The organism is Microcystis sp. M049S2, assembly GCF_020245625.1.
In the GTDB taxonomy this organism is placed as follows: domain Bacteria; phylum Cyanobacteriota; class Cyanobacteriia; order Cyanobacteriales; family Microcystaceae; genus Microcystis; species Microcystis ichthyoblabe_A.
Genome location: NZ_JADBUN010000063.1, coordinates 1 through 12,534, shown reverse-complemented (window position 1 = coordinate 12,534; position 12,534 = coordinate 1). Strand labels below are relative to the sequence as shown.

The 12,534-nt window shown below is 43.5% G+C and carries 14 protein-coding genes; 9 read left to right on the top strand and 5 right to left on the bottom strand.

Annotated elements, in window-relative coordinates:
- The first annotated feature begins 485 nt into the window (after positions 1-485).
- The 6 genes from IM496_RS05295 (at position 486) to IM496_RS05270 (ending at position 3,267) form a co-directional block, all read left to right on the top strand.
- The gene (locus IM496_RS05295; protein WP_287661472.1) at positions 486-713 is read left to right on the top strand and encodes a hypothetical protein; all 228 of its coding nucleotides are present in this window, start codon (positions 486-488) and stop codon (positions 711-713) included.
- Between the two features lie 124 nt (positions 714-837).
- Complete coding sequence (locus IM496_RS05290; RefSeq protein WP_287661471.1) at positions 838-1,884, top strand: hypothetical protein; 1,047 nt, start codon at positions 838-840, stop codon at positions 1,882-1,884.
- A 97-nt stretch (positions 1,885-1,981) separates the two neighbouring features.
- On the top strand, positions 1,982-2,185 hold the full coding sequence (locus IM496_RS05285; RefSeq protein WP_002734086.1) for a type II toxin-antitoxin system HicB family antitoxin: 204 nt from the start codon (positions 1,982-1,984) through the stop codon (positions 2,183-2,185).
- Positions 2,182-2,388: a type II toxin-antitoxin system HicA family toxin gene (locus IM496_RS05280; protein ID WP_002741035.1), complete on the top strand. Its 207-nt coding sequence runs from the start codon at positions 2,182-2,184 to the stop codon at positions 2,386-2,388. The genes IM496_RS05285 and IM496_RS05280 overlap by 4 nt, the downstream gene beginning before the upstream one ends.
- A 187-nt stretch (positions 2,389-2,575) precedes the next feature.
- Complete coding sequence (locus tag IM496_RS05275; protein ID WP_002733598.1) at positions 2,576-2,872, top strand: hypothetical protein; 297 nt, start codon at positions 2,576-2,578, stop codon at positions 2,870-2,872.
- Positions 2,869-3,267: a type II toxin-antitoxin system VapC family toxin gene (locus IM496_RS05270; RefSeq protein WP_287661468.1), complete on the top strand. Its 399-nt coding sequence runs from the start codon at positions 2,869-2,871 to the stop codon at positions 3,265-3,267. The genes IM496_RS05275 and IM496_RS05270 overlap by 4 nt, the downstream gene beginning before the upstream one ends.
- 163 nt (positions 3,268-3,430) lie before the next feature.
- On the opposite strand, the gene IM496_RS05265 is transcribed toward IM496_RS05270, so the two are convergent.
- The 5 genes from IM496_RS05265 to IM496_RS05245 form a co-directional block, all read right to left on the bottom strand.
- The gene (locus tag IM496_RS05265; RefSeq protein WP_287661466.1) at positions 3,431-4,978 is read right to left on the bottom strand and encodes a mercuric reductase; all 1,548 of its coding nucleotides are present in this window, start codon (positions 4,976-4,978) and stop codon (positions 3,431-3,433) included.
- A gap of 200 nt (positions 4,979-5,178) precedes the next feature.
- Positions 5,179-5,520, bottom strand: a complete 342-nt coding sequence (locus IM496_RS05260; RefSeq protein ID WP_002800797.1) for a DUF565 domain-containing protein — start codon at positions 5,518-5,520, stop codon at positions 5,179-5,181.
- A 2-nt stretch (positions 5,521-5,522) separates the two neighbouring features.
- Positions 5,523-6,134, bottom strand: a complete 612-nt coding sequence (locus IM496_RS05255) for a DUF3611 family protein (protein WP_002733490.1) — start codon at positions 6,132-6,134, stop codon at positions 5,523-5,525.
- 257 nt (positions 6,135-6,391) lie between these two features.
- Positions 6,392-7,081 carry a J domain-containing protein gene (locus tag IM496_RS05250; RefSeq protein ID WP_287661464.1) on the bottom strand — a complete coding sequence of 230 codons (690 nt, stop codon included), beginning with the start codon at positions 7,079-7,081 and terminating at the stop codon, positions 6,392-6,394.
- A 625-nt stretch (positions 7,082-7,706) separates the two neighbouring features.
- Entirely contained in the window at positions 7,707-8,471 is a 765-nt protein-coding gene (locus IM496_RS05245; RefSeq protein ID WP_287661462.1) for a PD-(D/E)XK nuclease family protein, read from the bottom strand.
- A gap of 646 nt (positions 8,472-9,117) precedes the next feature.
- On the opposite strand from IM496_RS05245, the gene cbiT reads away from it, so the two are divergent.
- From cbiT to cobA, 3 genes are read left to right on the top strand one after another with little or no spacing between them, the layout of a single operon-like run.
- Complete coding sequence (gene cbiT / locus IM496_RS05240; RefSeq protein WP_002732225.1) at positions 9,118-9,708, top strand: precorrin-6Y C5,15-methyltransferase subunit CbiT; 591 nt, start codon at positions 9,118-9,120, stop codon at positions 9,706-9,708.
- 42 nt (positions 9,709-9,750) lie between these two features.
- On the top strand, positions 9,751-10,668 hold the full coding sequence (locus IM496_RS05235; protein ID WP_149988635.1) for a phosphatidate cytidylyltransferase: 918 nt from the start codon (positions 9,751-9,753) through the stop codon (positions 10,666-10,668).
- 54 nt (positions 10,669-10,722) lie between these two features.
- Positions 10,723-12,240 (top strand): uroporphyrinogen-III C-methyltransferase, encoded by a 1,518-nt coding sequence (gene cobA, locus IM496_RS05230; protein ID WP_287661460.1) that lies wholly within the window; start codon positions 10,723-10,725, stop codon positions 12,238-12,240.
- The last annotated feature ends 294 nt before the right edge of the window (positions 12,241-12,534 follow it).

The following is a 12,534-nucleotide window of genomic DNA, read 5'->3' as shown; positions in this document are numbered from 1 at the left end:
TTGAGGTGGCCAATTACCTAATTTTCAGAGAAAAAGTACCTGAATTTTCCCCCGATCACTCCCATATCCGGTACTTTTTGATTGACAAAAGGTCTAAAAGTCTTACCCAACAAGGTTTTAAGATTTATTCAGCTAACCCTAGTTAGGGAGAAGAATGTAAAGATTTATTAAATTGTAGCGTAGGATACAATTGCGGGGGGGTAATGTGTATAGTAGTTGTTCACAAGTCGCCTTTGGTGTTGGGTGGGGGGGAGCCTCTCACCTTTGTAACCCCTAAATCAGGTTTTTATGTCAAGCTATTTTGAAAGCCTTGCTAGAAACCAGTTTTATGGATAAGTATAATTACTCACTTGCATAAATGAGATGCTCCCGGGTGGGGCTGTTGCTTGACCCAAGCTACAGATCGCACTGGTATCAAAGGTGATTGAACCAATCACTTTTAAACCCAAACCAAAGACAAGACATTTTTCTCAAGGAGTTTTATTATGGCATTCGGTGACAAAAGCCAATGGGATTATCTAGCAATGGCTTTGATAAAGGAATATCGTGCGTTGCAGAATGCGTCTGCTCCGCAGGAGCGTGGGAAAACGTATTTCCAGTTTGCTGGACAGCCTTTGCAGGCCGATTGGACATCAGGAACAGACTATCCCGCTTGGACACGCGCAAATATCGTCCCTGGTGATTTAGACGGCTTTTATCGAGGGCGTTGCTGATTTGAGATATGAATCTTCTCTTGTGGGATTTTTAAAACCTAGACCCAAACTAACTTTTGGATGGGTGCAAGGTTGTTATTCATACCTTGATTCAGCAACGCCTTATCGAGAAACAACGAGTCTGGTGGCACGTTCATATTCTACCTATATTAGTTCCATTGCCCCTACCGGTTTTCAGACAAACCCGCAATATCAGGGATATCAAACTAATCTTTCTGCCCTGGAGAGTGACTACGCCACGCTGGCTGGCCAGGCAATGGATGCCTTCATTCAGTGGAAAAACCGATACCCAGAGATTGCTGGAAATACTACCTATTTTCAATGGCTTACCACTGAGGGGACGGAGGGTCCTAGTTGGAATGCACAAATTCAAAATAACCAGGAACAACAAAACAACGTCAAGAAAACAATCGCCGACTTTGTGAAAGCCGTTGATACGGATCTTGGTAGTGCACAACAAGCTGTAACTGAACCTGCCAATATGGAAAGCTTCACCATTGGTGGAGTAACCCAGACGGAATTGTTGACCACCATTGAGGATCTTTCCACTATATTGACCAAATGGACATCCAAGTCAGAGGGAGCGTATGAGCTTGATATTACCATCGACCAGGAAACCCTAGAAACTGGGGAGTGGCAGGAGTCAATCCAGTCGAGTGTGAAGCAAAACTGTTGTTCAATTTCATCGTCGGTGACGATTGACTGGAAGCGCGTGATTCAAGATACAAAATATAAGCTACAGGTGCAGGCTATCGGTGCAAACAATTTCCTGATCAGTCGGGGGAAGTGGTACAATGCAGACTGGCTAATGGCATCAAAGGTCGAGTTTCCTCAAGGTAGCCGATTTACAATGAAAGACTTCTTCGGTGAAGAAGGCACATTGCACATGGTGCCGGTATCAGTATTTGTGATTTACAAGCCAAAGGTGACACTTACTATCAGCACAGAGACATACACTGAAACGGTGAAGAGTTACTACAATGCCTCGGCAAGCGTCTCGATTTTTGGACTAAATTTCTCGCTGGCGGGTGGTGAAGAGAAGTTTGTCCAAGACGGACCAAATGACACCAAGATCATTACATTTGACTCCTTCAGCGACCCGACCGCAACCCCGTTAGTCTTTGGAATGTCTTCCCAAGCTTTCTATCCGCCACCAGCACCAGCAAGCTAGTGTGATCGCATCGCCTGTAGGTTGGGTTGACGCAAGGAAACCCAACTTCCATATTCATATTAAAATAAGAGATAAGTTTTCAAAAATTCTGAACCTGATGAAAATCAAAGCTATTATTCATCCAGCCGAAGAAGGCGGTTACTGGGCTGAAGTTCCCGCTCTGCCCGGTTGTATAACAGAAGGAGATAGTATGGACGAAGTTGTCGATAACCTCCAAGATGCCATACAAGGCTGGTTAGAAGTTGCCAATGAAAGCAAACAACCTGAATCTAGGTCAGAAGTGATTGAAATTGCTGTATGAAATCAATATCAGGGAAAAAACTCTGTAAAATTGTCGAAAAAAAAGGTTGGATACTCAAAAAAATTACCAGTAGTCACCATATTTATGAAAAGGAGGATGAAGATAAAATTCTATCTATTCCTGTACACCGCAATCAGGACTTAAAAATTGGAACTTTAAAATCAATTATGAAAATAGCTCGATTATCGGAAGATGACTTATAAGCTTTCGTAGGGTGCGTTAATGTTAATGTAACGCACCATCAATTTTCTAATATGCGGTGGGTTACGCTGTCGCTAACCCACCCTACAGTGCTACTGTGAAGAGACAAGCTGATGTCCGAGGTTATAATGGTCAAAGAGTTAAAAAAGAAATTAATCTAATCAATAGCCACAATGAAGGTACAGCCAAATGAGTCAAGTCTTAACCCTAGAATTGAGCGATGAAGTTTATGCCGCCCTGCAACAGCAAGCTAAAATATTAGGTATCGACCTGTCAGAATTAGTAACAACTTCCCTAGAGCGACAGTATCGCTTGAACAAAAATAAAGACCAACGCACGGAAGCGGAAAAAGAAGCAGCACGTCAACGCTTTCGAGCGCACGCTGGCTCAATTAGCGGCTATCCGACAGGAGCAGATAATGAAAGCATTGATGCTGACTTAGGGAGAGAGTATGGAGATACTCATGAGGAGACATCAAATCGGTGATACTCCTCGATACTTCTGGGTTACTTTGCTATGTCTATCGTGATCAACCAGGACATGAAGAAGCTGTCCAATTGTTAGATAGTGCAGGTAAAAGCAGCACCCACAGTTACGTTTTAGCAGAGTTAGTTGCTCTAGCTCAAGTTCGCCATTACCCACGTTTAGCTACCCTAGAATTTATCACCGATTTGCTAGAAAATCCAGATATCGAGACAGTTTGGATAGAAGAGCCTTTACATCGTGCTGCGGTCAAACTATTGATGGCACGGCAAGATAAGACTTATTCCTTGTGTGATGCAGTTAGCTTTTTATTGATGCGTCAGTTCAATATTAATGAAGCATTAACCACCGATCGCCATTTTGAGCAAGAAGGTTTTCACCGTTTACTTGTATTCTAAAAAGGGCAGAGCTACGTCAGGGGTTGGTATTTCTCCAACTGGTACTCTTGCCATTTCCCCGGCCTCCGTTCGGTGAGGGATTGGGCGTTTCCCAACTGTGCGGCTGCTTCCCGCCAGAATTGTTCAAAGTTCTGCCGCAGTTCTCCGGTGGCAATAACTGATTTTAACGCGATAATTTAGTCAACAATTCCAAGAGTTTTTTACTATTAGGAGTCAAGAGAGTTCGACGATAGGCATCGGCGGCCTTTTTAATCGCTTCCGCTTGGGTGGGATAGGGATGAATGACAGTAGAAAGTTTACTCAGTCCGATTTTGGCAACCATAGCGGTGGTAATTTCAGAAATCATCTCACCGGCGTGAGCGGCGACGATAGTGGCTCCTAAAATTTGGTCGGAACCTTGTTTGTGAATAATTTTTAAAAAACCGTCCGTTTCGCCATCAGCGATAGCTCGATCGACTATACTCAAAGGAATTTTAATAGTATTAGTGACCAATCCCCGGGTCTGTGCCTGGGTTTCATCCATGCCGACACGAGCGATTTCTGGGTCAGTGTAAGTGACCCAAGGCATAACTAAATTACTCAGCTTATAGCGTCCGAAACCGAAGGGAGAAAAGAGGGTATTTTTAATCACAATACGGGCGGATGCATCGGCAGCATGGGTAAATTTCCAATCCATACAGATATCACCGGCCGCATAAATTTTCGGGTTAGTAGTTTGCAGATAATCATTAACTTTGACTCCCCGACGAGTATCGTATTCCACGGCCACCGCTTCTAAATTTAATCCTGACAGATTAGGCACCCGGCCAGCAGCGACTAAAATCTCATCAACGGTGATAGTTGCTCCTTGACCGTTGCTTGTATATTCAATGGTTTTACCCTGCTCATTTTTTGTCACCCGTTCAATTTGGCAAGAGAGAATTAATTGCATTCTTTCCCGCAGGAAAGTATTCTCAATAATTTCGGCTGCTTCTGGGTCTTCTTTATTCAAAAGATGGGAATAATTATGAAATAAAATCACCTGTGCGCCTAACCGTTGAAAAGCTTGGGCTAATTCACAACCAATCGGCCCGCCACCGATAACAGCTAATCGAGGAGGTAATTCTGTGACGGAAAAAATTGTTTCATTGGTATAAAATCCCGCTGCTTTTAGTCCGGGGATATCGGGATGAAAAGCCCTAGCACCAGTGGCAATGACAGCTTTTTTATAAGCGAGGGTTTTTCCCGCCACTGCCACGGCATTTTGTCCTAAAAAACGAGCGCTACCCAAGAAGACATCGATACCTAGTTTTTGGAAACGTTGCACCGAATCATTATGGCTAATATCGGCGCGAATTTGCCGCATTCTGGTCATGACTCTGGCAAAATCTACCCTAGTATCCCCAATATCAATTCCTAATTTTTTGGCTTTCTCAATTTCCCCGATAATTCTAGAGGAACGAATCAGACATTTAGAAGGAATACAACCAAAATTGAGGCAATCTCCCCCCATTAAGTGTTTTTCCACTAAAGCCACTTTTAAACCTATATCTAAACCCGCCGCCCCCGCCGCTACGACTAAACCCGCAGTACCCGCACCAATGACAACTAAATCATAACAATCTTGGGGTTGGGGATTGAGCCAATCGGCAGGATGAACATAATTAACTAATTTTTGATTATGTTCGTCCATGGGGAGAATATTAACTTCACTGGAGCCATTTTGAAACATAGTGAACTACCTCGACTCCCTAGGGGCAGTTACCGCCTTTATTTTGTAGTTTATAGTCAATAAATTTCCCTCTTGACCAAGTTGGTAAAGCAAGTTTCTTGGTTCTATGTTAGTTGTTGTTGTATTAATCGGACAAAACCTGATTAGTCTTTCTCTGTCAACTCTTAAGGAGTTGTGCGTTTCATTTTTCAATTGGGGATTTAAGAGCCAATTTTAAAGGCTTCTAGAAATAAACTATAGGTGATACCAATTTTTAGTAAATTGAGAGATTCTCGCAGAATCGGTGCTGGTTTAGCCTGGGAACTTTTTCGGTAAACAATCCGGCTAGTCGCCTCCGTAAACAGCAGCAATAAACCGGCAGCGGTGACATCCCATTGAGCAGTTTGACCGGCAGTGGTGACAATTGCTTGACCAGAAAAAACTCCAAATAAAACACAAATTAGCTGGAGGGAAATCCGCCGCCAAGGATTACCAAAAAAGCTATTAAACCGGCTGCTGGTGACATTAGCCAGCGTACTTAAACGGGTGCGTTGCATGGTCATATTTATTTAGAAGTAATACGATTAAGAAGCCACAAAGAGGTAACAATACCGGTAAAGTGAGCGAGAATTGTATTAGTATTAGCCTGCACAATTAACAGGTCAACGGAATTAACAAATTGACTGGGGTTAGAGGCAACATTAAAAGTACCTTGGGGAACATTGAGGGATTTAATTAAGACGATTCCTGCCAAGGCTTGCGCTCCCAAAATGGTTAAAAACATCCCGATAATATTAGCGATTAAACCCTGACGGATTAACTGAATAGTATCGGATTTTTTCGGGCGACTATCTTGATCACCCCCCAACATTTGACGGGCAATTTTCATGTAACGAGAGGAAAAGAAAATGGCAACTACCAAGAAACAAGCCCCACCAATGGCACATAAAACACCGATTTCAATACCGGAAGTGCGTTGTCTCGTCCCTAATAAACTAGCGGTAGCAATGAGCAATAAAACCCCTGAAATTACGCCTAGGACAATCTGCGTCCAAAAACCGATTCTTCCCTGACGTAAAAGGATATTAGCAGCACGTTGGACGGCGGGAGGCAAGGAATAAAGATCAGAATCTCTAGGGGTGGATATATTGGTAATTTCTGATTGTTTGTCTCTCATTGGGGTTAAGCTAGGGATTGGGTAAATCTGGTCTTGATCTATTTTCGTCTTTTTTTTTGCCCATGGCTAGAGATTTAATCAAGCTCTGGCATAATTAATTTTTCAGGGTTCAAAGACGGCAAAAATAATGATTAAATGGCCTAAAATCTGTAAATAGACCATTTAATTGATTATTATTCATTCTTAATTCTCCTGACTACTGACTACTGGCTACTTACTCCTCACCCTAACAACAATTTTTGATTTTTACAAGCGGTCTACTTTTGGCACTGACTGGCTATCTGTTTAGCTTCTACCTGTAAACGCTGGGCCATACGAAACATTTCTTGACCAGTGTGGAGAGAGCGATCATCGTAGTTAAGGGTAAAGGTTTCTAATTCTTCTAGTCCGTCAGTGAGATGATTGAGACAGTAGTAAAGAGAAGCGGCCACTTTGGCCATTTTGGCAGGGTTGGGCCGTTGGGAAAAGAGGGTTTTGGCTCGATCGAGATTTTGGCGACAGGTTTCTAGATAGTCTTGAAAAACAGCCATTAACCGATCATCGAAGGGATCGGCGGATAGGTGATCGATCTGACCTTTGAGGGGCCGGATAATTTGACCGATCAGGCGATTAATCGGGCTATAGGTCTGGTTATACCACTGTTTGACCAGGGCTTCGTCTTCCTGGACTGTTTCTTTGTAACGATGATAATTTGCTTGGGCGGTGGCGGTGCGTTGGGCGCGTTTTTCGGGAGAATTGGCGATTAGTTGGTTATCGTAGTCCTTTCTTAGTCTCGGATCGCTTAGGATCTCGTAGGCGGCGTTAATAGCGACGATTTTATCGTGACTGGCACTATCGTTTTGACTATCGGGGTGGAATTGTCTGGCTAAACGCCGATAGGCCTGTTTAATCTCCTCAGGGGTCGATTTATGGCTGATTTCTAAGGTTTGGTAGTGGTTGCCGGTCATGAGCGCAAGCGATCGATCTGTCTTTTGTTATTATCGACCATGGTTAACGCGGCGGAGAAGGGGAATTGTCGAGAGTGGGAAAGTGGGGAGGTGGGGTGTGGGGTGTGGGGTGTGGGAAGAATACATAAAAATAATCTCCTGTCTCCTGAATACTGACTTCTGACTCCCGACTTCTGACTTCTAACCCAATGTTCGCCAAAGATAAGCAAAAGTTATATATTGACCCCAAAAACTTGAGAATATTTAAATTAACATTCCGCAATATTTATAAATTCTTAAGAATTAATTGAGAAAGATTTTTATTTAACAACGATTTTACAATGGTTACAGCGATTTGATAGAATTTCATAGTGGGTTATTCTGTGCTTTTTTGGGTGGCAAGGGTTGAAACCCTTGCCACACCTACAAGGTAATCCTAATTAAGACGGGTAAATTAGTCAATTTCACCCACAACGATGATCTTTTTTTTGTGTAGTTTTATTACAAAGAAAAAGTTTTTTTGACAAAAAGCACAAAGTATGAATTATGAATTGGGGAGAAGGGAGGGGGAGAGGGGGAGAAGGGAGAATAAATAAAAATAATCTTCAGAATTCTGAATTGAGAATACTGACAAAATTGGCAATAATTAGACAAAAGGATTGATTTCAGGGATATCCTCGATCGAGGGTAAGTCTATTTGGCCCGATCGCTCTTGTGTAAGATAATAGGGACAATGAAGCTGACAATCGGGACGATGGGGAAAATCGACTAAATCATTTTGGTATGCTGATAGATAGCGATCGATATCCTTCAATAAACGGCGTAAATCCCGCCCTGTCTGTTGGTGTAGTTTCTGGTTATAGTTAAAAGTAATTTGTTCGGGGTTGCGGGGTAACTGCACAAACCAATAGGTCATCGATAAACTATCAAGAGGATAAGCAGAAGTTTCTGCCAACACATACAGATAAAGTCTCGTCTGCCAATTTTTGGCTAGTTTGTCGGCATCGATAGGTTTTAAGTAGGTTTTCCAGTCAAAAATTACCGCTCGATCGCTCTCTAGTAAAATTAAATCATAGATAACCGTTAATAAATAATTACCCACAGTTAAACTGCGACAATGTTCCGCTTCTCGATTAGCTTCTCCCGGATTTTGGGCAATTGCCGGGGCGGCCTTTAATAGGGCTGTTAAACAATGTTCTAACTGTTCATTTTCGCGTAATAAGGACGTGATCGGCAGCCCTAATTCCCGCTGCTGTAATAATAGGTGAAACTGACTGCCCCATTCTTGCCTCTCCAATTGCCCAGGGTCAGCCGGTGTGTTAAGTTGCTCTAGATAGACTTTTTGAAATCTGGGTGGACAGGTTTCCAATAGGTTTAAATGACCTTGGGCAAGACGATAGATATTAGACATGATAACTAGATAGGTATTAAAAACTTTCAGATGCCCCCCTTATTAAGGGGGGATTAAGGGGGGATCGGCACCCCCATTATCAAAGGGGGCAGGGGGGATCGAACCTAAAATCCATTTTTAATTTAATTATAACCAGCTACTTAGAGTTATCGTTGATAAAACAGGAGTTAGTCTATGGTTTTTGGCTGACAGATGCTAAGAAGGTTGAATAGCCAGAGTATTTAGTAACATTTGATAGACAATACCCAAAGAAATTGATTAGGAAAATCTATGCTTAAGAAAAAGGATCATGACGGCCTTTCTCATAAAGATGAAGTGTAACGTAATTTGGTGTTGACGACGGAGGACTGACCCACCAAAACAAAAACTTCCTATCTCATCATTAAGATCAGCTGCCCGCCTATTTAAATTGCTTGTTGAGATGAGGGACTGTGGCAGTCTTGCAACAGTAAAAGGATTGGGAGAGATTGACCTAATCTAAGGATAGGGGGGTTAAAATACGTCTTAGCTTAATGACAGACAATAGCTTGTTAGAGCTATAATCAGGGTTTTATGCCTATAAAAGTCCCTGTTTACTTAATAAAGAAAATTTGACAAACTTATATAATAATGCTTGGTAGTGAAGCTTCCCAATAATTGATCCCCCATGACTTGGTTATATAAAACCCCCGGTATTCCCGATGAACTGTTTGAACGTTTACCCGGGATTCCCCTGAGTAAACGCGAGGTGAGATTATTGATGATTTCCGCTTTGAGGTTAGGTGATGGGGGGGTTTTCTGGGATATAGGAGCAGGAACCGGCACTATTCCCGTTGAAATTGGCTTATTATGCCCCAATAGTCCGATTATTGCCATTGAAAGGGATGAAGAAGTGGCCAGTTTAATCCGCCGTAATTGCGATCGCTTCGGGGTAAAAAATGTCACCGTTTTTGAAGGCAGCGCACCCGATTGTCTGCCCAATATATCCCTCGCACCCGATCGCGTCTGTATCGAGGGCGGCAAACCGATTAAATCGGTCCTGCAAGAAGTGTGGCAATACCTGAAACCCAATGGCCGCATCGTGGCTACGGCCAATAATTTAGAAACCCTCTATCAATTTTCCGAAGGTTTTTCTAATTTACAGGCCCGTAATATCGAGATTGTCCAAGCGGCAGTAAATCGCCTAGAAACTAGGGGTATTCACCAAGTTTTTGCCGCCGTTGATCCCATGTTTATCCTGAGCGGCGATAAACTTTAATTGGGGATAACCTTCCATAAAGTTTTCTTAATCTATATAATTATGACAATGCCGCCTAATTTCTCTGGATTAACCATGCCTTGGCCACGCATTGTCAGCGCTATTTTTGCTATTGCCTTCGCACTGGGAATTATTATCGTTGGGGGTTGGTATTTCACCCTCGGCATCGGTGTTATCGTCTTTTTGGGACAATTAGAGTATTTTCGCTTAGTTCGCGCTAAAGGCATTGAACCGGCCGCTAAAACCACTCTCGTAGTTTCCCAATTATTACTACTGACGGCAACTATGGCAGCCCCCCTCACCGATGCCATGTTTCCCCTGGCCGGAGCGTTAATTTGTTTTTATCTGCTCTTTCAGCCCAAAATGGCGACAATTGCCGACATTTCCACCTCAATTCTCGGTCTGTTTTACGGTGGTTACTTACCCAGTTATTGGATTCGTTTACGGGTCGGTTTTTCTCCCGAAAGTGGTCCCGTGGCCATTGCCAGTAACTTACCCCTGATGGGATATTGGCCAGAATCGTGGATGGAACCGAAATTATTCCCGGCCGCTTTGACGGTGACTTTTCTAGCTTTCGGTTGCATTTGGGCCGCCGATATCGGAGCTTATATCATGGGAAAATGGTTAGGGAAAACCAGTTTATCGCTGATTAGTCCCAAAAAAACCGTGGAAGGTTCCTTTTTTGGCATTTTAGGCAGTATAGCGGTGGCCGATTTGGGTGCTTGGTATTTAGATTGGCCCTATTGGCAGCTGACGGGCTTAATTTTGGGCCTATTAATTGGTATCGTCAGTTTATTGGGTGATTTGACCGAATCGATGATGAAACGCGATGCTGGGGTCAAGGATTCCGGCCAGTTAATCCCCGGTCACGGTGGTATACTCGATCGCACCGATAGTTATGTGTTCACCGCTCCCCTAGTATATTATTTCGTCACTTTACTGCTGCCCTTGTTGCGTTAGTAATTTGCATCTTCTCCAAGTGCTAGATTAAAGATTAAACTCAAATTTGCGATTATGTCAGCAGTCGTCCATCCCCGGGGTAAAGTTTATCTTCTCGGTGCGGGAATCGGTCAGAGCAGTTTTCTCACCCTGCAAGCGCGAGCAATTTTAGGCACGGCCGAGGTTTTGCTGTATGATGCCCTAGTGGATAGTCAAATCTTCTCCCTAGTGCCGAAAACCTGTATTTTAGTCGATGTCGGCAAACGGGGGGGACAACCCGGGGCCGAGCAGAATCAGATTAATCGGATACTGGTTAATTATTGTCAAGAGGGAAAACGAGTTATTCGGCTTAAAAGTGGTGATCCGGGGGTTTTTGGGCGAGTATATCCTGAAATGTTGGCCCTAAAGCAGGCAGGCTGTGATTTTGAACTGATAACCGGTATTTCCTCCGCTTTAGCCGCTCCTTTATTGGCCGGAATTCCCCTGACGGAAAAGGATATTAGTCGCTGTTTTGCGGTCTTGAGCGCTCACGATCCCGAGTCTCTCGATTGGTCAGCCTTAGCTAAAATTGATACACTTGTGCTATTGATGGCCGGTCAGTCTTTAGGGCAAATTATCGAGAAATTATACCAAAATGGGCGGAATATTGACGACTCGATCGCTATTATCCGTCAGGCGGGACGCAAGGATCAACAAATTTGGCGCGGCACTTTAGAAAATATTCTCGCTCAAACCGCCGGGGTGTCCCTCTCACCCTCTATTATGGTCATTGGTCAAGTTGTGGATCTGGCGATTATGTCCTCTCCCCCACCCCTAGGCGGTAAAACTATTGTTATTACCCGTGCCGCCGAGCAAACGAGTCAATTTAGCGAAATTTTGCAAAATCAAGGCGCAGAAGTCCTAGAAATGCCCGCTTTAGAGATTCGTCCCCCCGACCGTTGGCAAGGTTTAGACGATGCCATCGCTCAGTTAAAAGAGTTTGATTGGCTGATTTTAACTTCTGCCAATGCTGTTAATTTTTTCTTCGATCGCTTGACATTTTGGGGAAAAGATGCTAGGGCTTTAGCGACTGTAAAAATCGCCGTGGTGGGCAAAAAAACCAGCCAAGTTTTGCACTCACGAGGATTAAAAGCGGATTTTATCCCGGGGGATTTTGTCGCCGATGCCTTGGTAAACGAGTTTCCCGACCCGATTAGGGGGCAAAAATTCCTCTTTCCTCGCGTGGAAACGGGAGGCAGAGAGATATTAGTTAAGGAGTTAACGGCCAAAGCTGGTCAGGTGACGGAAGTGGCCGCATATTATTCCGGATGTCCGGCACGCATGGATAGTGGCATCTGGGAAGCGTTTCGAGATGGGAAAGTCGATATAGTCACCTTTGCTAGTTCCAAAACCGTCCAGAATTTTTATCGGTTATTGCGACAAGAAACGGCAGAATTATCGGTTAATTCCCTATTAGAAAAAGTTTGTCTGGCTTCTATCGGTCCGCAAACTTCAAAAACCTGTCAAGAGTTATTTGGTCGTGTTGATATCGAGGCGCGAGAATATACCCTAGAAGGATTGACTAGCGCTTTAATCGAGTGGAGTAAGACCTGACATCCTCATCGCCGTATTTGCGGCAGCCGGGGTTGGGAGAATCAAAGCCCCTTATCAAGAAGAATCAAAGCCCCTTATCAAGAAGAATCAAAGCCCCTTATCAAGAAGAATCAAAGCCCCTTATCAAGAAGGATCAAAGCCCCCCTTATCAAGGGTAGGGCTGTTTCATTCTCCCATCAGAATATCAAAAGTAAAAGCGATCACTGCCAGGTAAAATGATAAGTGACCGCCAACCTTTTAAATATATGTTGAGCTTAATAGAAAAACTGAAACAAGTCAAGGACTTTCGGAAAG

Excerpts from the sequence above, each read along its gene's own strand:
- IM496_RS05280 (WP_002741035.1), top strand. The coding sequence starts at position 2,182 with ATGAAATCAATATCAGGGAAAAAACTCTGTAAAATTGTCGAAAAAAAA.
- IM496_RS05285 (WP_002734086.1), top strand. The coding sequence starts at position 1,982 with ATGAAAATCAAAGCTATTATTCATCCAGCCGAAGAAGGCGGTTACTGG.
- IM496_RS05265 (WP_287661466.1), bottom strand. The coding sequence starts at position 4,978 with ATGTTTCAAAATGGCTCCAGTGAAGTTAATATTCTCCCCATGGACGAA.
- IM496_RS05295 (WP_287661472.1), top strand. The coding sequence starts at position 486 with ATGGCATTCGGTGACAAAAGCCAATGGGATTATCTAGCAATGGCTTTG.
- IM496_RS05275 (WP_002733598.1), top strand. The coding sequence starts at position 2,576 with ATGAGTCAAGTCTTAACCCTAGAATTGAGCGATGAAGTTTATGCCGCC.
- cobA (WP_287661460.1), top strand. The coding sequence starts at position 10,723 with ATGTCAGCAGTCGTCCATCCCCGGGGTAAAGTTTATCTTCTCGGTGCG.
- IM496_RS05260 (WP_002800797.1), bottom strand. The coding sequence starts at position 5,520 with ATGACCATGCAACGCACCCGTTTAAGTACGCTGGCTAATGTCACCAGC.
- IM496_RS05250 (WP_287661464.1), bottom strand. The coding sequence starts at position 7,081 with ATGACCGGCAACCACTACCAAACCTTAGAAATCAGCCATAAATCGACC.
- IM496_RS05235 (WP_149988635.1), top strand. The coding sequence starts at position 9,751 with ATGACAATGCCGCCTAATTTCTCTGGATTAACCATGCCTTGGCCACGC.
- IM496_RS05255 (WP_002733490.1), bottom strand. The coding sequence starts at position 6,134 with ATGAGAGACAAACAATCAGAAATTACCAATATATCCACCCCTAGAGAT.
- cbiT (WP_002732225.1), top strand. The coding sequence starts at position 9,118 with ATGACTTGGTTATATAAAACCCCCGGTATTCCCGATGAACTGTTTGAA.
- IM496_RS05245 (WP_287661462.1), bottom strand. The coding sequence starts at position 8,471 with ATGTCTAATATCTATCGTCTTGCCCAAGGTCATTTAAACCTATTGGAA.